This window comes from Candidatus Cybelea sp. (assembly GCA_036489315.1).
Lineage (GTDB): Bacteria > Vulcanimicrobiota > Vulcanimicrobiia > Vulcanimicrobiales > Vulcanimicrobiaceae > Cybelea.
The window spans coordinates 15,175-38,591 of the sequence record DASXFZ010000045.1; the positions used below are offsets into that span (position 1 = coordinate 15,175).

At 63.7% G+C, this 23,417-nt stretch carries 21 protein-coding genes; 12 read left to right on the plus strand and 9 right to left on the minus strand.

Annotation, left to right across the window (positions count from 1 at the left end):
- Nucleotides 1-32 precede the first annotated feature (32 nt).
- From VGG51_09985 to VGG51_09995, 3 genes are read right to left on the minus strand one after another with little or no spacing between them, the layout of a single operon-like run.
- Nucleotides 33-2,612, minus strand: coding sequence for a SpoIIE family protein phosphatase (locus VGG51_09985; GenBank protein ID HEY1883353.1), 2,580 nt, complete (start codon nt 2,610-2,612; stop codon nt 33-35).
- Complete coding sequence (locus VGG51_09990; protein ID HEY1883354.1) at nt 2,605-3,987, minus strand: alkaline phosphatase family protein; 1,383 nt, start codon at nt 3,985-3,987, stop codon at nt 2,605-2,607. Before VGG51_09990 ends, VGG51_09985 begins: the two co-directional genes overlap by 8 nt.
- The gene (locus VGG51_09995; protein HEY1883355.1) at nt 3,984-5,192 is read right to left on the minus strand and encodes an MFS transporter; all 1,209 of its coding nucleotides are present in this window, start codon (nt 5,190-5,192) and stop codon (nt 3,984-3,986) included. Before VGG51_09995 ends, VGG51_09990 begins: the two co-directional genes overlap by 4 nt.
- On the opposite strand from VGG51_09995, the gene VGG51_10000 reads away from it, so the two are divergent.
- The 3 genes from VGG51_10000 to VGG51_10010 are packed head-to-tail and all read left to right on the plus strand — an operon-like array spanning nt 5,191 to nt 9,153.
- Nucleotides 5,191-8,598 (plus strand): TM0106 family RecB-like putative nuclease, encoded by a 3,408-nt coding sequence (locus VGG51_10000; protein ID HEY1883356.1) that lies wholly within the window; start codon nt 5,191-5,193, stop codon nt 8,596-8,598. The genes VGG51_09995 and VGG51_10000 overlap by 2 nt on opposite strands.
- A 38-nt stretch (nt 8,599-8,636) precedes the next feature.
- Entirely contained in the window at nt 8,637-8,783 is a 147-nt protein-coding gene (locus tag VGG51_10005; protein ID HEY1883357.1) for a hypothetical protein, read from the plus strand.
- Nucleotides 8,784-8,838: 55 nt separating this feature from the next.
- Nucleotides 8,839-9,153 (plus strand): hypothetical protein, encoded by a 315-nt coding sequence (locus tag VGG51_10010; GenBank protein ID HEY1883358.1) that lies wholly within the window; start codon nt 8,839-8,841, stop codon nt 9,151-9,153.
- A gap of 62 nt (nt 9,154-9,215) precedes the next feature.
- Here the strand turns inward: VGG51_10010 and VGG51_10015 are convergent, their stop codons facing one another.
- Complete coding sequence (locus VGG51_10015; GenBank protein HEY1883359.1) at nt 9,216-10,469, minus strand: hypothetical protein; 1,254 nt, start codon at nt 10,467-10,469, stop codon at nt 9,216-9,218.
- A gap of 150 nt (nt 10,470-10,619) precedes the next feature.
- Between VGG51_10015 and VGG51_10020 the strand changes: the two genes are divergently transcribed.
- A complete protein-coding gene (locus VGG51_10020) occupies nt 10,620-11,447 on the plus strand; it encodes a YihY/virulence factor BrkB family protein (protein ID HEY1883360.1) in 828 nt (275 codons plus the stop codon).
- A gap of 5 nt (nt 11,448-11,452) precedes the next feature.
- Here VGG51_10020 and VGG51_10025 read toward each other — a convergent pair whose 3' ends face one another.
- Nucleotides 11,453-11,767, minus strand: coding sequence for a hypothetical protein (locus VGG51_10025; protein ID HEY1883361.1), 315 nt, complete (start codon nt 11,765-11,767; stop codon nt 11,453-11,455).
- Between the two features lie 159 nt (nt 11,768-11,926).
- Between VGG51_10025 and VGG51_10030 the strand changes: the two genes are divergently transcribed.
- Genes VGG51_10030 through VGG51_10040 form a run of 3 tightly spaced genes read left to right on the plus strand, consistent with a single transcriptional unit; the run spans nt 11,927 to nt 15,333 of the window.
- Nucleotides 11,927-13,042 carry a hypothetical protein gene (locus VGG51_10030; GenBank protein ID HEY1883362.1) on the plus strand — a complete coding sequence of 372 codons (1,116 nt, stop codon included), beginning with the start codon at nt 11,927-11,929 and terminating at the stop codon, nt 13,040-13,042.
- On the plus strand, nt 13,039-14,583 hold the full coding sequence (locus VGG51_10035) for a glycosyltransferase family 39 protein (GenBank protein ID HEY1883363.1): 1,545 nt from the start codon (nt 13,039-13,041) through the stop codon (nt 14,581-14,583). The genes VGG51_10030 and VGG51_10035 overlap by 4 nt, the downstream gene beginning before the upstream one ends.
- Nucleotides 14,584-14,634: 51 nt before the next feature.
- Nucleotides 14,635-15,333 (plus strand): DUF4386 family protein, encoded by a 699-nt coding sequence (locus VGG51_10040; protein HEY1883364.1) that lies wholly within the window; start codon nt 14,635-14,637, stop codon nt 15,331-15,333.
- Here the strand turns inward: VGG51_10040 and VGG51_10045 are convergent.
- On the minus strand, nt 15,285-15,896 hold the full coding sequence (locus VGG51_10045) for an SOS response-associated peptidase (protein ID HEY1883365.1): 612 nt from the start codon (nt 15,894-15,896) through the stop codon (nt 15,285-15,287). The two genes, VGG51_10040 and VGG51_10045, sit on opposite strands and share 49 nt — an antisense overlap.
- Before the next feature lie 86 nt (nt 15,897-15,982).
- On the opposite strand from VGG51_10045, the gene VGG51_10050 reads away from it, so the two are divergent.
- Complete coding sequence (locus VGG51_10050; protein ID HEY1883366.1) at nt 15,983-16,918, plus strand: CsgG/HfaB family protein; 936 nt, start codon at nt 15,983-15,985, stop codon at nt 16,916-16,918.
- Here the strand turns inward: VGG51_10050 and VGG51_10055 are convergent.
- A complete protein-coding gene (locus VGG51_10055; GenBank protein ID HEY1883367.1) occupies nt 16,896-18,410 on the minus strand; it encodes an RDD family protein in 1,515 nt (504 codons plus the stop codon). The two genes, VGG51_10050 and VGG51_10055, sit on opposite strands and share 23 nt — an antisense overlap.
- 99 nt (nt 18,411-18,509) lie before the next feature.
- Between VGG51_10055 and VGG51_10060 the strand changes: the two genes are divergently transcribed.
- Nucleotides 18,510-19,718 (plus strand): hypothetical protein, encoded by a 1,209-nt coding sequence (locus tag VGG51_10060; protein ID HEY1883368.1) that lies wholly within the window; start codon nt 18,510-18,512, stop codon nt 19,716-19,718.
- An 80-nt stretch (nt 19,719-19,798) separates the two neighbouring features.
- Here VGG51_10060 and VGG51_10065 read toward each other — a convergent pair whose 3' ends face one another.
- Nucleotides 19,799-20,614 carry an isocitrate lyase/phosphoenolpyruvate mutase family protein gene (locus VGG51_10065; GenBank protein ID HEY1883369.1) on the minus strand — a complete coding sequence of 272 codons (816 nt, stop codon included), beginning with the start codon at nt 20,612-20,614 and terminating at the stop codon, nt 19,799-19,801.
- A gap of 368 nt (nt 20,615-20,982) precedes the next feature.
- On the opposite strand from VGG51_10065, the gene VGG51_10070 reads away from it, so the two are divergent.
- Nucleotides 20,983-21,387, plus strand: a complete 405-nt coding sequence (locus VGG51_10070) for a hypothetical protein (GenBank protein HEY1883370.1) — start codon at nt 20,983-20,985, stop codon at nt 21,385-21,387.
- Here VGG51_10070 and VGG51_10075 read toward each other — a convergent pair.
- Complete coding sequence (locus VGG51_10075) at nt 21,384-22,052, minus strand: helix-turn-helix domain-containing protein (protein ID HEY1883371.1); 669 nt, start codon at nt 22,050-22,052, stop codon at nt 21,384-21,386. The two genes, VGG51_10070 and VGG51_10075, sit on opposite strands and share 4 nt — an antisense overlap.
- Before the next feature lie 133 nt (nt 22,053-22,185).
- Between VGG51_10075 and VGG51_10080 the strand changes: the two genes are divergently transcribed.
- Together VGG51_10080 and VGG51_10085 are read left to right on the plus strand one after the other, a co-directional pair.
- A complete protein-coding gene (locus VGG51_10080) occupies nt 22,186-22,605 on the plus strand; it encodes a VOC family protein (GenBank protein HEY1883372.1) in 420 nt (139 codons plus the stop codon).
- Nucleotides 22,602-23,417: a VOC family protein gene (locus VGG51_10085; GenBank protein ID HEY1883373.1), complete on the plus strand. Its 816-nt coding sequence runs from the start codon at nt 22,602-22,604 to the stop codon at nt 23,415-23,417. The genes VGG51_10080 and VGG51_10085 overlap by 4 nt, the downstream gene beginning before the upstream one ends.

Here is a 23,417-nt window from a genome sequence, read left to right on the forward strand (position 1 = left end):
TTGCGCAGCGAGATGGGCGGCCGGCCGACCGCTTAGAGCTCGACGCTGATGTGATTGCCGCAGTTGGGAATGTGCTTCATGCGCATGCGGGCGGCCAACTGTTGGACGATGAACAGCCCCCGTCCCAGCTCGGCGAAGTCGTCATCGGGCAAGTGCGCCTGCGTTAGACTGAAGGCCGAGCCGGAGTCGATGACGTGCAGGGTGGCGGACTCGCCGCCGGCGTCGAACGAAACCTCGACCGGACCAGGAGCGTGGCGAACGACGTTACCGAGCAGCTCGCCGAAGACCAGCTCCGTCCGATCGACGAGGTCGTCGTCCTGCCCAGCTTGATGGAGAAACTGGACGAATTGCGCTCGCGCGTCAACCGCCGCCCGCGCATCCTCCGCGGCGAACGTCCAGGCCGGCGGCCGGCCGATCGACACGCTCAGAATCGCAACGTCATCGTGAACGTGTGGCGGCAAGCACGCGCGCGCGACGAGCTTTGCGGGAGCAACCGAGGCGGACAGAACGCCGCTGTTAACGACCTCGCGCAGCAAGCGCTCCCCCTCGCTCAAGTTGCGCGTCGCTTCGATCAGCCCATCGGTGAAGAGCATGATCACGTCGCCGTCACGCAATTCCATCGAGACGCTTTTCTCGGCCGCTGCGAAGCTGCGCAGGCCCAGCGGAAGTCCCGAAGCCTGCAGTTCGATCGACGCGCCGTCTCTCCAAAGCAGCGGCCGCGGATGTCCGGCGTTGGCGAAGCGGATCGTGCGCCGATCGGGGCTGACGATCGCCACAAAGGCCGTGACGATCGCATCCGGGTAGCGCTTTCGCAAAAACCACTCCGCCGAATCGAGAATCTTGGTGGGGTCGCTCTCGTGCAGCGGCGCCATGCCCATCGCGTGTCTAACCTTGCTCATTATTGCGGCGGCCTGGATTCCGCGGCCGGTTACGTCGCCGACGCTCACCACGACCGAACCGTCATCGAGTTCGATCGCGTCGTACCAATCGCCGCCGACGTCGCCTTCGTCGCCTGCAGGCGAATAAACGGCGTCAAACCGCAAATTCTCAACTCGTGGTATCAACGTCGGAAGAGATGCCTGCTGGAGCGTCGTCGCGATCTTACGTTCGCGCTCGAGCGTTTCGACCTGCTCGACCGCCACCGAGGCGCGCGCCGCTATCTCTTCGAGCAGCACGACGTCGTCGGGCTCAAATGGCCGGTCGGAATAGTATGCGACCAGCGCGCCGTACGTCGTCTTACCCGCGTAGAGCGGAACGATCACGCTCGACCTCACCGAAAGCGCATCGATCTCGTCGGAAAGGTATGGCCAGGCGCGCTCTCGCATGAAGCCCGGCTGCTCGTCACGGAATACGACGGTCTCTCGCCGTCTCAGCCGCTCGACAAGGTCGCGCTCCGGCGCGAGGCGCAGGATGCGCTTCCCCCGCAGCGCCGCGACGATCGCGTTGACCTTGGGCTTGCGATGCACCATGACTTCGGTACGCAGCGCGTCGTCCCGCACGCGAAGGATCGCGCCGGCGTCGGCAATTTCGAGCGCGATCATCTTTGCGACGCGGCTCATCGCCTTCCAGGGAGCCGGACTCTCGAAGAACAGCTTGTTGACGCGACTGGTAAAGCGCAGCTGCTCGGCGATACGCCGTTCGGCCTTGAGCATACGGGTGTTTGCGATCGCGGTCGCGGCGCGCGTAGCGATCGCGCCGGCGATTTCGAGGTCGCTTCCATCGAAAAGGCGCCCGGATTCGGCCGAGATCATCGTCAGCGCCCCTAACACCTTGCCTTCGAGCGTTGCCAAAGGGATGATCATGCACGAGCGCATTTCCAGCGAGCGCAGCAGGCGCAGGTGTTCCTCGTCACGCGCACCCGCCACGAGCTGATCGTCGGTTATGCGCTCGAAGAGCGCAGGCCGGTTCTCCTCGATCGAAGCAAACAGCGCATCGCCGGGGCGAGGTGGATAGCGATCGCGATATTGCTGCACGAATACGACGCGATCCCGATCGCGATGTTCGAAGGCAATCGTATCGAACGCGTCGCCCTCGGCTAACGTCACGAAACACCAGTCGGCAAAACGCTCGATCGCCACACGCGCCAACGCCTTACATATCTCGTCGGCTTCGCTGGGGGCGGCCAGCACGTTGCCCGCCTGAACCATGAAGCTCAAACTATCGCGCGCCCGCCTCTGCGCGTCGACGTCGGTTGCCGTACCGATCCACCGCGAGACCTTGCCGTCCTGCGCGAAGAGCGGGACGGCACGGCAGAGAAACCAGCGATAACCGCCGTCGGCGCCGCGACGCAGACGAAACTCTCCTTCGTACGGAGTGCCCGACTCGATCGCTTCGGTCCACCGGTTCCACGTTTCGTCGACGTCGTCGCCGTGCACGATGCCGACATACTCTCCGCGGCGGCGGAATTCGTCGAGGTCGACCCCGGTGTAGTCGATCCAGCGCTGATTGAAGTAATCGATCTTTCCGTCGCCGCCGGCCGTCCAGACCAACTGCGGCATAGCCTCGGCGATCGTTCGGAAATCGTCGCGCAAACGCTCGGCCGCGAGCAGCGCATCGGACGTCGTCCCGGTCGTCGCTCGTTGGCCGGAGCCGGCCCGCTTGCGCTCAGTCATTGTCGGGGGCGACGAAAGAGGGACGTTCGTTGAGAAAACGAGAGGCCGAATAGCGCGCCGGTATGGGGCTGAAACGCCGCGGTGCCTGCGTAAAGTCGAAGCTGTCGAGAATGCTTGCGGCCCGCGTGTCGGTATAGCCGCTCGCCGGCGAACCGATCGGCTGCAGGTTAAAGACCTCTTCGACGAACTTCAGGATGCTGCCGAACTCGTACTGCGTGTGCGAGACGTACCCGGAACGAGCACCTTTAGCGATGCGTGCATACGGTGAAATGATAATGCATGGTACCCGAATGCCGAGCCCGCGAAAATCGAGCTGCGGCGGAGGCACGTTGTCGTACCAGCCGCCCCAGTCGTCCCAGAGGACGACAATGGCCGTCGTGCTCCAGTACGGGCTGCGGCCGATCGCGTTGACGATCGAGGCCACCCACGAGGGACCGGAGTCGTACCCGCTGCCCGTGTGATCTGAGTCCTGCCAGTCCGGCGTCACCCAAGAGACGTCCGCGAGGCTGCCGGCCTGGACGTCGCGCAGAATCCGAGTCTGCGGCGATTTTACATTCTTCCAGTAACCGCTGTAGCGGATGGCTCGGATCGAATCGAACTCCGACCACACCTTGCCCCCGATCTTGCTCAACGGAGCGGCATAGTAGCTCCACGAAAGCCCGGCGCCGTTGAGCTGGTCGGCGATCGTCGCCAGCTTCGAGAAGCACGGAGACGGCCCGTTGAACTTCTCGATTCGCCGGGCATCGAGCGTGAAGGAACCGGTGCCCGGCGGCGCGTCGCATCCCCACGGGTAGCGCGCGGGCGCATCGACCTCAGCGATGGGCGCCGGCGCAATCGTCGTATTTGCGGCGATCAAACTGAGGTGCGCCGTGAAGCTGGGGCCGAACTCCATTGGAAACATGTGGTCGGCGAGAACGTACTGCTTGGCCATCGCCCAGTACGGGGCCGTCTCGGCCCGCGGGACGACCGCGTACGCATAATCGAGTGGGCCGCCGTAAAAATGCTCGCTCGCAAAGCCGTCCATCTTTGCGTTATTCCAGCCGGCGATCGCGTCGCGCCAGTTGTTTTCGATATTACCGGGATCCTCGAGCGGGATAGGGTGCAGCGCAATCCGCCGGCGGCCGTCGTAGCCGAAGCGCGGCGCGTCGGCACCCGCAAAGCCGCTGAACAGATTATCGAAGCTGCGATTCTCCTGAACGATCACGACGACGTGCGTAATGTAGTGCCGCAACGCTAAAGGAGCGGACGGCGCGAGACTGGAGCCGGACCGGCTGGTGCATCCCGCCGCAATCGTCAGCGATACGATGACCGAGGTTACGGTCGCGGATCGCCAGGCACTCATCAGCGCAAAATTTTTCAGCGTCTTGCCGGTCACGTCCTGGCCTGTACCGGGTCTTTCCCAAAAATGAAGAAGGGGATCGCTGCAACCTGCAGGAGCATCGAGAACGCAATGAGCGCGGTGATCGATCGGTCGAGGAGGATGCCGCTGACGACGCTGCCTGCAAACCACGCGACGCCGAACGCAAGGTCGTAGAGGCCGAAGACGGTCGCTTTCTTTCGTCGCGCCAGTACGGTGGCGACCAGCGCCAGCAAGAGCGCGTCCTGCACGGCGGTACCGACACCCCATACCGTCGCCCCGGCAACGGCGAGCGAGCCTCGTCCCAGAAATGCCAGCGGGACGGCCGCCGCGGTTACCGCCAGCGCGACGGCGATTACCGGTTTGCCGAAGCGGTCGAAGAGATGCCCGGCGACCGGAGAGACGACCGCGCCAACGGCCATCGCGAGTGCAAAGGCGACGGAAATCGCCGCGACCGGCATGATCCCGGCCGTCGAAAAATGATAGGAAATCAGAGCGAAATCGACGTAGCCGGCGGCAAAGAGCGCGCCTCCGGCGGCGTAGCGTAGCAGCGTGGCGCGATCGCCGGCCGACGAACCCTGCGGTTCGGGCTCGTCATGAGGAACGAGCCGGCTTCCCCGCGACGCTGCAACGCCAAGGGCCGCGAGTGTAAGCAATGCGGGAACGATCAGCACGCCGAACCCGGTTCGATACCCCCCGCGCGTCACCGCATAGGCGACGATGAGCGGACCTGCGGTCGCTCCGATCTGATCGAGCAATTCATTCAGCCCGAAGACGCGGCCGCGGCCGAGCCGGCGGCCGGCCTCCGAAAGTATCACCGCGGTAACCGGTTTTCGGATACCTCGCCCGATGCGCTCGCCCACGAGCAGGCCCGCGGCGGCCGGCCAACTCCCTGCAAAAGCAAGCGCCGGAACGCACAGCATGTTGATCGCGTAGCCGACCCAGACATTGATCCAGTAGCGTCCGGTACGATCTGCCACGGCACCGCTGACCGAGCGGATGAGATAACCGGCCAGCTCTCCGCCTCCGGCGACCGCACCGACCATTGCACCGTTGGCGCCGAGGTGTCCCAAGAAGGCACCGGACACGCCGCGTGCTCCCTCGTACGTCATGTCTGCGAAGAGATTGACGATACCGAGTGCGACGACGAATCGCAGCGCGCCGCGCAGCTCGTTCTTGTTCAAGCCGTGCGTCTTGCACCCGCATGAGATAATCTCTTGCATGCAACGCCTCGACGGGCGGTTCATTTACTCTGCAAGCGATCTCAACGACTACCTCGAGTGCAAGCGGTTGACCGAGCTCGAAGCACTCGTGGCGCGCAAACGCCTGCGGCGCCCGGATGACGATGACGAGCGCTCTGCGCTGGTTCGCCGCAAGGGGGACGAGCACGAACGCCGGCACCTGGCCGGCTTGCTGGAGCGTTATCCGGGCGAGGTCGTTGAGTTCGAACGCTCCGAAGCAGGCATCGAAGCCTACCATCAAGCCGAGCGGCGGACGCTCGAAGAGATGCGCAAAGGTAAGCGCGTCATCTACCAGGCGACGTTCTTTGACGGCCTGTTCATCGGCCACGCGGACTTCTTACGCCGCGTTTCGACACCGTCGGATCTAGGCGCTTACGGCTACGAGGTCGTCGACACGAAGTTGGCGCTGGCACCCAAAGCCTACTACTTGGTGCAGCTCTGTAATTACAGCGAGCATCTCGCGCGACTACAGGGGCACATCCCGGAATTCGGCCACGTCGTTTTCGGTGATGGCACCGAAGATCGCTTCCGCATCAACGACTACATGGCGTATTACCGCCACCTCAAACATGCGTTTTTAGATTTTGCCGGCGACCCGGCCCTCGAGCAAATCGAGCTGCCCCGGCAGTATCCCCACAGATGCCGGCACTGCTCGGACTGCGCGTGGAGACGCGCGTGCGCGGCGCAACGCGAGAGCGACGACCATCTAAGCCTCGTGGCCTGGATGCGCCGCGACCAGATCGCTAAGTTCGAACACAACGGCATCACGCGAGTTTCCGAGCTCGCGACGGCCACCGGCGAGCGGCGCCCCACGGGGATGAATCCCGAAACCTTTATCAAGCTGCGGCGGCAGGCGGAGCTTCAGGTACGCGGCCGTGAAAGCCGCCGCCCGATCTACGAACTGCTCGAGCACGAGCCTCCGCTCGGCTTCTCGCTGCTCCCCCCGCCGTCAGCAGGTGACGTCTTCTTCGATATGGAGGGTGACCCACTTTACGAGCCCGGCCGCGGCCTCGAATACCTTTTCGGCTGCTGGATGCCCGACGACGAACACCCGTTTCGAGCGTTCTGGGGAACCACGCGCGCCGACGAGAGAGTCGCGTTCGAGTCCTTCATCGAATTCCTAATGGAGCGCCGCGCGCGCTACCCATCGCTGCACGTCTACCATTATGCGAACTACGAAAAGTCGGCGCTCCGGCGACTCGCGCAAGAGCACCGCACCAAGGAGAACGAAGTCGACGTTCTGCTGCGCGAGGGCGTGCTCGTCGACCTCTATGCGGTCGTCCGCCAATCTCTGGTCATCTCGGAGGACGGCTACGGCTTAAAGAAACTCGAGCGCTTTTACGATCTCACCCGTGAGACCGAAGTCCGCAAGGGTGACGACTCAATCGTCATGTTCGAGCGCTGGATGCTCGAAAAGGATCGACGCATCCTCGACGATATCGAAGCGTACAACCGCGACGACTGCCGGTCGACCTTTCTCCTGCGCGAGTGGTTGCTGGCACGCCGGCTGGAGGCCGCGGCTGCGTTCGGGATCAGCTTCCCGTTCTACGAGCATCGCTCGAGCACGCCGAGCCTCAAGACGCAAGAGGAGGAGAGCCGGCGCAGCGATCTCGAGCGGCGAATCCTCGAAAACGTGCTGTCGCCGAAGTCCGAAGAAGAATACGAGCGCATGAGCGATGACCGTCGCGCTCGCTACCTAATCGGCGGTCTGCTGGCGTACCACACGCGGGAAGCAAAACCGCAGTGGTGGGCGTACTTCGACCGCTGCGAGAACATCGACGACCTCCTCGAGTTCGATCGCGAGCCGATCGCCGGACTACGGCTGTGCGAACACATCCCCGCAAAAGAGATCAAGCGCAGTAAGATCTACACGTACGCGTTTCCCGAACAGCATCACAAGATGGGGCCGGGTAACGCGGAGAATCCTCGCACGCGCAAGAGCGTCGCGATCGTCTCGATCGACGACGAGCGCAACCTGCTGGAGCTGCGCACCGGCGCCTCGATCGAGGACGCGCGCGCGATCGCGGAGCTGATTCCGCCCCGCCCGCCTACGGCCAAGCCGCAACGCGACGCGATCGAACGCATCGCAAAATCCTTTCTGGCCGGCGACCTTTCGCGACGCTATCCGTGCGCAAACGATCTGCTTTTGCGTCGGCCTCCGCGGCTTGCCGGCGGCGCCCGCGGGCCGATTCAGCCGGCGGAGGTCGACGCGGCCGGCATTACCAAAATCGCGGCCGCGCTCGAGGGCAGCTATCTGTTCGTTCAGGGGCCGCCCGGCAGCGGGAAGAGCACCTATGGCTCCAGCGTGATCTGCGACCTGCTAGCTGCGGGCAAGCGCGTCGCGGTCACCAGCACGAGTCATGCCGCGATCCATAACCTGCTGCACAAGGTCGAATCGAGCATGCAGGAGCGGGGCCTCGGCTTTCGCGGCCGGTACAAGCATTCGTCCTCCAGCGACGGCTCCGAATTCCGTTCGAAGCTTCGCATCGCGATGATCGACTCGGTCGATACGAACGATGGCTTCGTCGGCGAAGGCTACGACCTCGCCGGCGGCACGGCATGGCTGCTGGCACGTGAAGAACTCGAAGGACAGTTCGACTATCTTTTCATCGACGAAGCGGGGCAAGTCGCGCTCGCCGACGCCCTTGCGCTCTCGCTGTGCGCGCGCAACGTCGTCTTGCTCGGGGATCCCTCGCAGCTCGCTCAAGTCAGCCAGGGGAGCCACGTACTGCACGTCGGCGACTCGGCCCTCAAGCATCTGCTCGCCGCCGACCGAACCGTCCCGAAGGATCGCGGAATATTCTTGGATGTCAGCTACCGGATGGAGTCCGATATCTGCGCGTTCGTTTCCGACGCGATGTATGAAGGCCGCCTGCACCCGTCGCCCGCAGCGGCGCAGCATCACGTGGCGATGGGAGACCGGCGCCTCGCCGGCCTTTATTTCGCACCGGTCGAACATTCCGGCAACAGTTCCAGCTCGGTCGAGGAGGCCGCGGAGGTCGTTGCGCGGATCTCGCGACTGGCTGCCTACGAGCGGGATATCATCGTCGTTACGCCCTACAACGCGCAACGCCGTCTGATCGCGAGCAAGCTGGCGGAGGCCGGACACAATTACGTTCGCGTCGGCACCGTCGACAAGTTCCAGGGGCAGGAGGCCGCGGTGGTCTTCTATTCGATGGCGACCTCCAGCGGTGAGGAGATGCCGCGGGATATGGAGTTCCTTTTCGAGCGAAATCGGTTCAACGTCGCGATATCGCGGGCGCGCGCGGCGAGCGTTTTGGTTTGTAACCCGAGGCTGCTCGACGTCTCGTGCCGCACGCCGGCCGAGATGGCGCTGGTAAATCTGCTCTGCGCTTTCAAGGAGCGCGCCGCGGCCGCCGATTGGTGAACGGGCCCAACGTTCACGAAGGCCGTTTCGGCCAGAAAATGGGCCCACGCTTCACCGCCGCGGTAAGCTCCGAAGCGCCGCCGGCAAGCGATCAAGACGTGAGCGCTGACGAGCGCATCGCTCAGTGCCCGGTGGGCTTCAAATCGCTCGCCGGCGGCGCGGTCGATAGCGAGGAAACGGCGTAGCGTCTGGTTCTTGTGATTTGGCGCTTCGGGAAAGAGCGCTCGCGCGAGGCGCATCGTGCAGAGTCCGCGCGTTGCAACCGACGGGCCGACGAAGGAGAGATCGAAGTTGGCGCAATGCGCGGCGACGGTGCGGCCGCGACACCATCGCCGGACGGACTGCAGCGCCCAGGCAGCGCTCGGCGCACGCGCGACCATCTCGTCGGAGATGCCGTGCAGGCCCGTTGCAATCGGCGGAATCGGTATTCCGGGGTTCACGAGGGTCGCCCATCGGCCGACGATTCGGTCGTACTCGACGATAATGCAGGCAATCTCGACGATACGATCCTGCGCCGGGCGCAAGCCGGTCGTCTCGACGTCGATTACGCAGTAGCGTTCCGGAAGCATGCCGCCACGATACGGCCGCTCCCTGCCATCAGTATGGCAGTGTACGCTCTAGGGCGACGGCAACGGCAAGAAAGGATCGAACCCGCCGGAGGCGAGCGCGTACCACGCCGTAGCGCCGACCTGCGGCGATGCGAAATATTTGTCGCCGTCGCAATCGCTCAAGCCATTCTTGGAGGCTGCGATGATGCCGCGGCCGTCGCCATTGAGCCCGTTTTGCTGCGCGTACGCGATATCCGCGAGATACGTCTGCGCCTGCGACCGGTCGCCTCGGGCAGCGCGCAACTTCAGCGCTCCGGCGAGATGAGCGGTTCCCTCGAACCACACTCCCGAGCGGTCGCCGCTGCAGAAGCTGACGCCGTCGAAGCCGCCCTTACCTACCGCGAGATGCGTGACGTCCCAGCTCGGAGCGGCGGCCCAGTGAGAATTTTCGAACGCGAGATAGCTCCATGAGTTAACATCCTCGGGCCGAAACGACTTGTTCGGGGTAACGCCGTCGTTGCCGGTGCCGACGTAAAATCGGCCGTCACGCGCATCCCACATCGAGGCGACGAACCGCTCGGCCCAGCGCGCCTTTGCGTCCCATTTCCGCTCGCCGGTTCGGCTGGCAAGCATCTCGAAGAACGCGTAAATGTCGATGTTGTGTTCCGTCGACTTCCACTCAATCTTCTTACCGCGTGCGGTGTAGCCCCCGGTGTAGCCGCCGCTGCCGCGAGTATCGTGCGCGTTGCGCGCAAGCCACGCCGCGATCGCAGCAGCGCCCCGCAAATACCGCGCCTCGCCCGTCCTTACGTACAGCTGCACGAGCGCTTGCCCGACCCAGGCCATGTTGCCGGCATCGCTGCTGCCGTCGTCGATCTTGATGTCTTGTGGGCTCCGCAGCGGCCGCGGCGCGTAGGCAGCGCGCAGACGTCCGTCGCCGGCCGGGTCGTGCGCCTGTACGAAGAGAAAGGCGCTGCCGACGATTTTCGAGCGAGACACGCCGTCATCGGTCCCCTCGGCCAGCATCGCATCGACGAAGAGCGCATCGTCGTAGGTCACCGCATCGGTGAAATGCCGCAATGGGCCGCCGTCGAAGCTCCGGACGAGGCGTATCGCCGCACCCTTGGCGTATCTGTCCATCATGAAGCGCAAGAACACATACGCCTTAGCCACACTCCCGTTCGAACGTTGCGCGCGCACGCCCGGCGCGGCGGGCAGCGGGTCCGCACCGCCCGGCTGCCGGCCGCAGCCGGCCGCCAGCGCGAGGCCTACGACGACAATTCGAAAGCCGGCGTGCATAGCGGCGAGGTCCGAGAGCTTCACGCTCCTCTCCTTCACGATTTCTTCATGCCTGCGCCCTACCATCGGCGATACGGTCGACGTGCCGCGCTGGGGTAAGGTGGCAGTGTCTGGGGGATACCGCTCGAAGGCCGCGGCACTCGATCGTTCCTTTTCCGGCAGAAGTGCGCCTCTGTGACGCGGTCGCTGCCGTTCCGTTTGGCGGTGCAAACGTGGACGAACTACCAACGCCACAACGCGCAATGGCTGGCCGCCGCGCTCGCCTATTTTGCCGCTTTCGCGGTCGCGCCGCTGATCATCGTCGTCGTTGCGATCGCCGGCCTCTTCATTCACTCTCACCAGAGTGCGCTTAACGCGATTTACGAGCGTATACCGGGACCCGGCACGCTCGCGGTGCGTCAGATCGTGGCTTCCACGCTGGACCAGCAGCGTCATTCCGTTATCGCGCAGATCGCCGGCTGGGCGCTCTTCGTCGTAGCGGCCATCGGGCTATTTAACGCACTCCAGTTTGCGTTGAACAGCGTTTGGGAGGTCGCTCCGAAAAGACTCGGCATCGGGCAAACGATCAAAGAACGCGCCCTCGTCTTTGCGATGATGCTGGCACTCGCGCTGCTGCTGATGCTTTCGGTCCTGGCAAATACCGCGCTCGCCGTCGCATCGAGTCACTTCGGCCTCTCGATCGCGGGGCCGGCCGCGCTTGCGAAGCCGGCAGATTTCGTACTTTCGGCAGCGCTCAGCTGGCTGTTCTTCGTCCTGCTTTTCAAGTATTTACCCGACGCGCGAGTTGCGTGGCGCGACGTGTGGCTGGGCGGCGGCTTGACGGCGGTTCTCTTCGTCGCCGGACAGCTCTTACTCGGGTGGTACCTGAGCGGCGCCGGCGTGAGCTCGGCGTATGGCGCCTTCGGTTCGCTCGTGGTCTTTCTGCTTTGGGCGAACTATTCGTCGCAGATTCTGCTCCTCGGTGCGGAGTTCACGCACGCTTATTCGCAACGCGAACGCTAATCGCACTACTCCACCCGGAGCGGCGCCTCTTCGACGAACTGCTCGCCCGGCGTGTTTCGCGCGATGATATAGAGTTCGTACCCGTGGCGGCGTGAGAGCGGCGGCAGCTCGAGCACGCGCATGTGAAAGCGATAGACACCCGGCGCGACCTGTTTGCTATTTATCGAAAAAGCCGCGGTTCGCACTTCGACCGATGCCACGTTCGTGCTTCCAACGATCGTACCGTCAAACCAGCTCCCCGGCGTAATCGTCAGCGTCGAAAACCACATTGCCACGATCTGAGGAGGGGCGTTCGGCTGCGCGACCGGCGCCCGCGGCATCGGCTGGGGAAGCTTGCTAGAAACCGTTAAATTCGAAGGCACCGAAACCGGCGCCGACGAGCATCCGCTGATGCAGCAGAGTGCCCCCAGCGTTATCGCCGGAACGAGAGTCGAGGAGGGTTTCGAGGTCAATCGAAGCATAAGAATGACAGCCGAGCTATGAAGTCGATTAATTTGCTTTCCCGTACGGGGGAGGCGAGGCCTTCATTACCATTCCTCGATCTCGCGGTCGATGCTTCGGGCGTGCCCACCTGGCTCGATTGGCTGGTCACCTTCGCGGGTGTGTGGATCATCACGGGCCTCTTCGTCGACGCGCATCAGCATCTGTTCCTTGCAGTCGAATCCTTCTTCAATCCCTGGCACGTCACGATGTACACCGGCGCGATCTTCGCGGCCGCCGTCCTCGCCGTCACGATCGCCCGAAATTATCGCAGCGCCGGCTCGTTTTGGAAGGCGGTCCCGCAAGGCTATGCAGGGAGCGTTATCGGCGTCGTGGGGTTGCTCGTGGGAGGCGCGCTCGATTTCGTCTGGCACGCATTCTTCGGTTTCGAGCACCAGCTCGATCTGCTCTTGAGCCCGCCGCACCTTTTCTTGCTTACCGGCCTCTTCTTCTTGGTTACGGGTCCGGTTCGCAGCGCGCTCGGGCGGCAGCCGGCCGCCACGCTGCTCGGACAACTGCCGATGCTGATATCGCTCGGCCTCGCGTTCGAGATCATCCAGTTCTGCACGCAGTACGGCTTCTATCCCGAGGCGCTGATGCGCGATCGCCCCCTTGCGCAGAGCGGGTTTCCCGGCGAGCAGTTCGTGCTCTCCGTCTTCCTATTCTATAAACAGGCGCTCGAGATATCGATCGTCATTTGGCAGAGCCTGCTGCTATCCGCAGCGGTGCTCTACCTTTGCGTGCGCACGCAGCTGCGGTTCGGAGCTCTGATCGTTCTGAGCGTTGCCGTCAAACTATGGATCTGCGGCGAGATCGCAAACGACCCCAACGAGGTGCTGCTCGTCGTCCTGGCCTCCGCCGCCGCCGGCGCGATCGGTGACTTCATCGTCGCAAAGCTTGCGGCCGGTCCGCGCCGGCCAAACGCGCTTCGCCTCTTGGGCTTTGCCGTTCCGTCCGTCTACTTTGCCGCGTACTTCGCGTTCGCCGTGCCGCTCTTTGGCGGGACGTGGTGGGACGCGAGCTTCATTTTTGGGTCGATCGTGGAGGCCGGGCTCGTCGGCCTTTGCATCAGCCAACTGGTGCTCGCTGGATCGCAGGCGACGACGACTGCATGAAGCCGCGGCTATCGCCGATCGCGTATGCCTTAGCTCTCATCTGTGCCGCCGTACACCTCGCCTTCTGCCACCGCTTCGGACTCTATCGCGACGAGCTCTACTTCATTGACTGCGCCAAGCATTTGGCGTGGGGATACGTAGACCAGCCGCCGCTCGCCCCGCTGGTAACGTGGCTGACCGCGCCCCTGGGATATCCCGTTTGGGCGGTGCGCTTCTTCCCCAGCGTGCTCGCAGGCGTAACGGTACTGCTCGCCTGCGCGATCGCACGAGAGCTCGGCGGTCGTGCCTATGCCCAGCTGCTGACGGGGTTGGCTGTCGGTCTTGCCCCGGGGCTCGTCGGAATCGCGTACGGGCTGTCGACCGAGTTCCTTTCGCCGGCGACGTGGACCGCCTTGATCTACCTCACCATTCTCCTGGTAAAGAGCGGCGATCGCCGGCTCTACCTGCCGATGGCTCTCGTCGTCACGACGGCGCTCTATGCGAAGTATTCGATCGCCGCATGCGCCGTCGCGCTCGCAATCGGGTTGCTCTGCACGGGGCACGGCAAGCTTCTGCATTCGCGCCGGCTCGCGATCGGCATCGCCCTGACCGCTCTGCTCGTGCTCCCCAATGCACTCTGGCAGGTCTTCCACGGTTTTCCAATGCTCGAAGTGCTGCACAACGACCAGTTGAACCGCCACGCGCTCGCCAACGGGATGGCTGACGAATCGCCGAACCGCTGGATCAACGCTCGCTTTATGTTCGGCCTGCAGTTCATGTACAATAATCCGCTCTTCGGAGTCATCTGGATCTGGGGCCTCATTTGGCTGCTGCGAAGGCCTCCGTACCGCTTCTTGGCGGTGGCCTATCTACTTCTCTTGGGAATGCTGGTTCTCACGATCGGACGCGGGTACTACATTCAAGGGATCTATCCGGCGCTGTTCGCCGCCGGAGCGGTCGCAATCGAAGCCGCGCTCAGCGCCAAACCGCGGTGGGCTAAAGCGGCAATCGCAGCCGCCGCATTCATCGCCGGCATACCGATGGTTCCCCTCGCGTTGCCAATTCTTTCATTGCCGCAGTATATGGCCTACGAACGCGCGATCGGATTGAGCCGCCCCGCACCGCCCGACGGTAAGAGCCATCTGATCAATCCGATGTATGCCGACCAGCTTGGCTGGAAGACGATGACGCAAACGGTCGCGGGTGCGTACTGGTCGCTTCCGCCTCAGCAACGAAGGGCGACCGCCGTCTTTGCCGATCGTTACGCGTATGCGGGCGCACTCGACTATTACGGCGCGCGTTACGGACTGCCGGTTGCGATCAGTCCCAACAACAACTACTACCTTTGGGGAACGCGAGGCTATAGCGGAGCCTCGGTTTTGGCAGTCGGAGCGACCGACTACCATCTGCTGCTGCATTGGTTCGGCAGCGTTCGCCAAGTCGCGCTCTATCGCAACGACTACCGCTGGATGCTCGAAGGCCCGCTGCCGATTTACCTCTGTACGAAGCCGCGCGTCTCGCTCGCCGCTATGTGGCCGGCGTTTAAGTATTACGGGCTGTGAAGGGGCGAGCAAGGGAGGAATCTTTTCAGTCTTAGCATGAGTGAACCGTCTATGGAAAACGTTCACGCGGAACGATCCGCCGGCTGGTCGGTCCTCTGCTACGTTGCGCTTCTCATCGTCGCAACGATTTTGACGTCGGGAATGCCGTCGATCGAGATGAAGAGCTCGGACGCCGCGCTGGTCATCGACGCGCATAAGTTTATGCTGCTGCTGGGCGCCTGGCTTACCTTTCCCGCAATCGCCTTCTTCTTATGGTTTTTGGTCGGGCTTCGCAGCTATCTGAGCTTTGCGCCTGGGCGTCAGGAGGGGCTGCCGACGTTTGCGATGATCGCCGGGATCGTGATGATCGCGAGCTCGCTGTGGGCCGCGATGCTGCAGACCGCCGCGGTCTACGTTCCGCCGGAAACCTTCCAAGACAACGCCCTCTCGGGCATCTACGACGCGTTTGTTTTCGTTCAGAACGGCCTCGGCTACGCGCCCGTCGCCGTCTTTCTCTTTGCAGCGGCTCACAGCATGCGCCGGCACGACTCCGCCCCGCCCTGGCTCGCGACCCTAGGCTACGTTGCGGCGTTCGGAGCCTCGGTCGCCACGCTCTCGATCTTCATTCCCTACGGCCCGATGGCGCCCGGCGGCCCCGCACCCGGGGTTATCGGCGCTCTGCCGGCCGCGATCTGGCTAATCGCAACCGGCCTTGTCTTGATTCAGAGCAAGCGCGGATCGGGCTCGTCGAGCACATCGGCAACGTCGTAGTTAGCGTTGTTCACGCGCCTGGTGACCTCCCGAACATCCATCAGCGCGGCGTCGAACGGAAGCAGGATCGTCGAGGCGGTTTCGGGCGGTAAAGGTTCGGGATCCAGCCAGCGTTCGAGGCCCTCCCGCGTGAGGATCACCGGCATCCGGTCGTGGACCGGGGCAACGAGCGCGTTGGGCTTGCAGGTAACGACGTCGCAGCAGGGCACGCCGTCGGCCGGCTCCCAGAGCCCGGCAAAAGCGAACGGCTTCCCCGAGCGCAAGGTGTAGTAGTACGGGCGGCGCTCGCGCCACTCGAAAAAACCGTCGGCGAACTCGACGCAGCGGCGCCGCACCGGATTGCGTCTGGCCAGGATCGATTCAGCGCGGATGTTGATGCGCCCGCGAATCCCCCAACGCAGCGGCTCGATGCGTTTCTCCCCATCGTTGCGAACTCCCAGTACATCCTGGGTCGGGGCAATGTTATAGCGCGGAAGGCGCGTCTCGCTGAACTCGGGATAGCGGAACTGGGGGAAGGCGGTGCGCAACCCCTGCGGCTTCGTCAGCGTGAAACGGCCACACATCCTCTCTAAAACGTCCCGCCTTCCTCTCCCCGTGACAATACCCCATGGGGCGGCGCTTGTGGTATAACAAGGGGGTGCTTGGACGTTTGCTTTCTCTTCTGATCGCTGCCGGTTTGGCAGCGGCCCCACTTACCCTCGCCGCCCAGGGCGCCGCGCGGCCGCCGATCGCGGTGCTCGACTTCTCGACGCAAGGGCTAACCTCTGACTGGTACGGCAACTTTCAGCCGGGAGTCGCGCTGAGCGATCTGCTGACCGATCAGATGGTCAACGGCAGCCGTTTCAACGTGCTCGATCGTACGCACTTGAGCTCGACGCTCGGCGAGCATCAGCTCGCGGCCAGCGGCGAGGTCGACCCGGCCTCGGCGATCAAGGCCGGCCAGCTCGTCGGAGCGCGGTACCTCGTGACGGGAAACATCATACAACTCGATCAGACGGGCCAGAGCGGCGCCAGCGCCGGAAGCCTACTGCCGGGAGTCTTCGGCGCGGCAGCCGGCGGCGTCGCGACACACCGGGTGACGATCAAGGTGGCGGTGCGCGTGATCGACGCAAAGACGGGACAGATCGTGCAGAGCTTCTCCGATGAAGCAAGCCGCTCTGGAACGTCGTGGAACGCGAGCGGCGTTGCGGGCTACACCGGCGGATCGTACAGCAACGAGCAGTTCGTGAACAGCGACATGGGGCACCTGATCGACGACGAGGCCGCGAAGATTGCGGCGACGCTCGATCCGAGCCGCTTCAACTCGGGCCCGGTCGCACCAACCCTCACCGGGCACATCGCTCAAGTCAGCGGTCAGACCATCATCATCAACATTGGCTCGAACGCCGGCGTCCAGCCAGGCCAAACGTTCTTGATCGTCAAGTCGAAGTCGCTCGTCGATCCAACGACGCACCAAACGCTGCACGTCGATGAAAACGTTGGCCGCCTGCAAATCGATACGGTCAGCAGCAACGCCGCCGTCGGACACCTTCTCTCGGGTACGGCGGCCGCTCGGCTGACGGTTAGGTCGGAAGGGAACCCGTAGCACGGGCGACGACGCGTTCGACCTTAACGACGCGCGTCTTCGTCCATCGGTCGTGAAGGAGCACTCGCCGCCAGATTAGGCTCAGCGGCATGATCAGCCACCACAACGCGAAGGTGATGAGATAGCGCACGATCGTGCGGCCGATGCTCGGCTTGCAAAAGTCCGTTGTTACGACGCGTAACCCGGTGATCATCATGCCGAACGTTTGACCGGCGAGGATGACGAGAATCGCCAGATAGACGGGGAACCAAAACGAGAAGCCCAGCTTCTTGACTGCAGCTGCGACGATCTCTCCGAACGCATCTGCTTCGAGTGGTACGCTCGAACCGCCGACATTGACGGTCGTCCCTTGGTCGGAGAGCGTGATCGGCCCCAAGTCGTATTTTTCGCGGGTCACCGTCGGCGACCGCCGCGCCGAAGGCGTCGCAGCCGGCGCAGGGTTCTCTTTTCCCTTAATGCGTATCGACGCGATACCGGGCGCAGCGACCTCGACGTCGCCCGGCGACACCGACGCCGTCGCTTCCTTCGCGTGGGCTCCCGGCGCGATCGAGCCGCCAAATGAGGTGATGATCGCGCTGACGACGACCGCGTCGATGCCCCAGGCGGCGAAGCGCCGCCACCAGCCCGCGCAGTCTCGCGTCGCGACCGTCGCTTCACCTGGGAGTGCGATCTCCGGGGGCGTCTCCGAGCGCTCGCGAACGAACCACGCCTCCGCATCGGCGAACGCCTGCGTCGCCTTAAAGCGCTTCAGCGACGCGATGCGCGCAGTGGCATATGGTTCGGCGCTCAGCCACTCGCCCCAGCGCAGCACCGAGTCGGAGGCGATTTCCGATTGCTGCTCGGCAAAGGCCTGATAATCGACGCGCCGGCCGAACTCGTGAAACGACGCGACGCCCAGCGCGCGGATCGCGGATTCGAGCGACCCGCAGCAGAGCAGGCCCACCTTATCGCAGGTGAGCGCGCAGCGCCGCAGCCACGCCCCGAAGATCAACGAAATCAGCGGATTCTCGCCGCCGTTGACGCTGAGCAAAGAATGAAAGCGGGTGTGGCCGGCAGCAATGTGACCGAGTTCGCGCCCGATCATAAAGGTCAGTTCGTCGTCGGAGAAGAGCTCGACCCAGTGGCTCGAGAGTACGAGCGAATATGGCACGCCGAAGCCAAGCGCGACCGCGGGCACGTAGTTATCCTCACGTACGAAAATCATCGGCATCGGAATCTCGAGCGCTGCGCACGAACCGCGCACGATCGAAAAAACGCGTGGGTACTGCGTCTGGTGAATGCGGACGCTCGAGCCGAGCAAGCGCCCCCGAGCCAATGTAACGTACACCATCGCGACGACGATGAAGAGCGCAACTTGCGACGCGCCGATCGACTCGTGGAGCACGTAACCGATCAGCAAGGCGGCGGGAAACGCGCACAGCCCCGTCAGCCAAAAAGCAAGCGTTTCGGATGGTTCTCGCAGCGAACCGGGCCCGTTAAAGAGGGACTCCACCAGGGCGCCTCTTCTCCAAACGAGGAGCCGTGCCCGGCTTCACGCAATCTTCACTGACTACCCCACGCATAATCCCACTTTTTCTGCGGAGGTTTTCCCGTGCGTTCATTTCTCCCAATCACCGGATTAACGGCGCTGGCGCTGGCGTTGTCCGCCTGCGGCGCGAATACCGGGGGCATTCCCTCGGCCGGCGGACAATCGTCAGTCGCGCCCGCGCAGCGCGGCGGTGCGTACGCTTATTCAGCCAACGTCGTTCGCGCGTGCCCGGCGGTCTATGGCCCGAACATCGCACAATGCCAGGCGCTGGTCCGGACGGACGTCGGCGGCGGCCCGGACATTTCGGGGCTCGTTCCAAGCGATCTCCAAAGCGCGTACAACCTGCCCTCGGCCAAAGCCGGAAAGGGTGAAGTCGTGGCCGTCGTCGACGCCTTCGACGACCCCAATGCCGAGAGCGATCTCGCCGTCTATCGTAAGCAGTTCGGTCTCCCGGCTTGCAACAAAAAGAACCCGTGCTTTGAAAAGGTCAATGAGCAGGGGCAGCAGAGCAACTACCCGCAGGGCAGTTCAAGTTGGGGTGTCGAGGAATCGCTCGACGTCGACATGGTCTCGGCCATTTGCCCCAACTGCAAAATAATTCTCGTTGAGGGGACGACCAACAACTTCGTCGATCTCGGCACGTCGGTCAATACGGCCGTCAATATTCTTCATGCCGACGTCGTCAGCAACAGCTACATCGGCTACAACGACAAGTCGTTAGGGGGAAGTGCGTTCTACCGTCATCCCGGACACGTTATCGTCGCTGCCGCCGGTGACGAAGGATATAAGGTCGGGGAGCCGGCCGGCTTCGACGACGTCGTGGCGGTCGGCGGCACTGCTTTGAGCACTTCGTCCGGAAGCCGCGGCTGGAGCGAAACGGCGTGGGCCGGAACCGGAAGCGGATGCGTGCTTCGTCACCATAAACCGGCGTGGCAGCACGATAAGGGCTGCAAGTTCCGCACGATGAACGACGTCTCGGCGGTCGCGAGCCCGGCGACGGGCGTGGCGATTTACGATACGTTCGACCGCGGCGGCTGGAGCGTCATCGGCGGCACGAGCGCGGCGTCGCCGATCATCGGCGCGGTGTACGCGCTTGCCGGTAACGCCTCATCGCAGCACGGAGGAGAGTCGCTCTACGCAAAGGGGGCGTCGCTCTTCGACGTCACTTCAGGCACCAATGGTTCGTGCAAGCACAAGGAACTCTGCACCGGCGGCCCGGGCTACGACGGGCCAACCGGAAACGGCACGCCCAACGGCGTAACCGCTTTCTAGTTTAGTCGCGAATCTAAGATAAGAATGGGCGACGCTCGCGCGAAAAGCGCGGACGCCGCCCAACCCTTGCGCGAACTACCTTAATCTCGCGGAAATAACGGCGCGATCTCGCTGCCGGGGATCGCGCCGGTCGCAGCCGCCAAATCCGCATGCAGTGCAAGCGCGGTTTCATTGAGCGCCGTCATCGCTTTCCGATAGAGCGCGCCGCCGACGCTGATGCGGCGGACGCCGGCCGCGTCGAGCTCCGCAAGCGCAACTGGCGGAGTAGGACCGATCAGAACGTTGACCGGTTTGGGCGCAACCGCGCGCACCACGGCGCGAATCTCTTCCATCGTGTCCAAGCCCGGAGCGTAAAGCACGTCGGCGCCGGCCTGAGCGAAGGCCGTCAAGCGGCGGATCGTATCGTCGAGGTCGGCCCGGCCGTGCAGATAGTTATCCGTACGTCCGGTGAGCACGATGCGGCCGGCGGCTGCGCCGGCCGCGGCGCGGATTCGTGCGACCGCGTCGTCGAAGGCGTGAATCGGATGAGCTGGATCGGCCGTCGTGTCCTCGATGCCGAGTCCCCCCAGACCGGCCGCGACGGCGGCGTTCACCGTTGCCACGCAGTCTTGCGGATCGGCACCGAACCCATCTTCGAGATCGCCGTTTATCGGCAGTCCGCTCACGCGCCCGAGCAGCGCCGCGTGCGCGACGGCTTGCGCGCGCGAGACGGTGTGACATCCGTCTTGGCGCCCGAGCGAGAAAGCCAGGCCAAGCGACGTGCTGCCGAGCGCCTCGAATCCGGCGCGCGCGAGCAGCGCCGCCGACGCGCCATCCCACGCGTTGGGCATGATGAAGGCGCGTGGCCGTTCGTGGAGCGCTCGAAAGCGCTCGTACGCCGAGCTAGGAGAACCCATTGGTTTTATTGCGCGAGCATCTCGCTTGCGATGATGCTGACCGGCACCGTTCCGTGCGAGAGCAGATCGTTGTGAAACTCTTCAAGGCTGAACGCGGCGCCTTTCTTGCTCTGTACTGGGCGAGCAGATCCTCGATTGGTACCTTCCCGACGGCATAGTCGAATGCTTGCCCCGAACCGCATTAACCGCATGCCGCTGCGACCGCGCAGCGTTGCGTTTGCTCGTATCGATCGCGGAGAGCTTGCTGGAAAACGATCGAGCATCTGCTTCATCCGCGCCAGACCCGCCGGCGTCGGGGCGCTCTAGGAATATCACGGGCTCGCGGCGGGTATAGAAGCGGTCGACACGTTAAAAGCGAGGTACCTGTAATGATTCGTGCCATCAGCTTGATAATCGCCGCCGCGGTGGCTTGCCCGGCGGCCGCACGGGCGGCGACCTGCGCTGGGCCTGACCCGGCGATCACCTCGGTGAGCGTGAAAAGCGTCGTCACGAGCAACGCGCTTAACCATTACACGATCGCCGGCACGGTAACCAACGTCGGCGCCCAGAGGCAGGCGTCCAACGTCATTCAGACCATTCAAATTTTCGACGGCGCTCAGCAAGTCGACGCGAAGGGCATTCCGCCGCTGCCCGTGGGGCAGTCGTACCAGTTCACGTACGTTTGGCCGCGCGCGACAGACGCCGGGAACGGGACGACGGTCTTCAACTTCAAGCTGAAGACACCCGACGTAGCGTGCGGCACCGCCAACGACAGCTATCGGCTTACGTTTTAGGACGCTGCCGGTTTGGGGTCGATCCGAAAGAGTTTGGCGAAGAGCTCGAGCATTTCGGGCCGACCGTTACCGTTTATCCTGACGACGCCGCTCTTGCGCGCCGCGGCCGGCGTAATCTCGCCGGCCATGAGCGCGCGGATTGCGGGTCCTGCCTCAATGATCAGATCGGCTCCCGCAAGCGGGCCCGGCGCGACGGCGACGCGCTTGTTGGCGACACGCGCGTTCAAAACAATCGGGCCGAGGTGCAGCTCGAAGCTCGCCTTGACCCCCGCGGCGGCGTTGGGGCGAAATATCGAGCGCAATGCCACGATCATCGAATCTTCGGTTATTCGCTCCGCCGGGCGCGGATCGCCCAGCGACTTGGCGCCCCAGCGGCCGATGGCGATCAGCGCGGTCTCCAACTCCGCCCCGTATTCGGTCAACTCGTAAACGATCGCGGCGGCGGGTCTGGGCAGAACGCGCCGCCGAATGACCCCCGCCTCTTCGAGCTCTTTGAGCCTCGTCGTCAGGACGTTGCTGGGAATCCCCGTGAGCCCGCGCTGCAGGTCGGTGAAACGCTTCGGCTCGACCAACAGGTTGCGCACGATCAATAGGGCCCAACGCTCGCCGAGGAGCTCCGCGGCGCGCGCCAGGCCGCAATACTGGTTGTAGGTTCGGGCGGCCACGCTTCGATTATAAAGCAGAACTTTTTCTTTTGCAATATACTTGTAAAAAGCAAGTGCGCTTGTTACAATGCGCCAATGCGATACGGCGTCTTCTTTCCTTCGCCCTTCTTGCATCGCAACGAAAGGATTTCTCATGCAACTCGAACCGAATCTGGTCTTTAATGGAAACGCGCAGGACGCGCTCGAACACTATCGCGACGCGCTCGGCGGCGAGTTGGAGATCGTCCGCTTTGCGGGAACGCCGGCCGCAGCCGAAGCCCCGCCGGAATACGGCGAGAAGGTTCTCTACGGCACGCTCCGCTCGCCGCTGGGAACGATCAACGCGATGGACCTCCCGCCGGCGCGGGGCATCGTTACCGCCGGCGACAACTTCTCGATTGGAATCCAGAGCCCCGATGCCGCCGAGATCGATGCAGTCTTTGCCAAACTCAGCGAGGGCGGCACGGTGATGATGCCGCTCGGAGAGACGTTCTTCTCTCCCAAATTCGGAATGGCGGTCGACAAATTCGGCATTCGGTGGATGCTGAATCTGCAGCGGGGTCCGAGCAGATGAGTGAACGATCGCACTATCCCCCGGGAACGCCTTGCTGGGTCGACCTGCTGTCTGCGGATCCGCAATCCGAACTTCGCTTCTACGGCAACGTCCTCGGATGGGAGTTTATCGGCCCGGCGCCGATGCCGAGTGCGGGCGGCAAATACTTCGTCGCTCGGCTGCGCGGGCGCGACGTCGCCGGCGTAGGCTCGGCACCGCCGAACCTTGGCGGCTCGCCGGGCTTTTGGGAAACCTACGTCAGCGTAGCCGACGTCGATGAAAGCTCCGCGCTGGCGCAGCGCGCCGGGGGAACGATTCTCGCTGCACCGTTCGACGCGCTTCCCGCCGGCCGGATGGCGGTCGTTGCCGATCCGTCCGGTGCCCAGTTCTGTCTTTGGGAGGCCGCAGAGCGAGCCGGGGCACAGCTGATCAACGAGCCGAGCGCGTGGGCCATGAGCGCGCTGTTCACGCCGGATATCGAAGCGGCGAAGCGTTTCTATCACACGCTCTTCGGCTGGGAGTGGGAGAGGTTTGCAGCCGGCGCAATGAGCGCGACGCTATGCCGGCTGCCGGGATATTTCGGCGGCGAACCTACTCAGCCGGTACCGCGCGACGTCGTCGGCGTAATGATCGAGCACGAAGCGGGTTCCGAGGCTGTCCCGCACTGGAGCGTCGACTTTTGGATCGACGACGTCGATGCCGGCGCGGCTCGTGCTGCAGACTGCGGCGCCGCATTGCTCGTGCCGCCGCATGACGCAGCAGGGTTCCGGCGCTGCGTGATTTCCGATCCCGCGGGAGCGGTGTTCACGATCAGTCGAGTCGCGCGAGCCTGA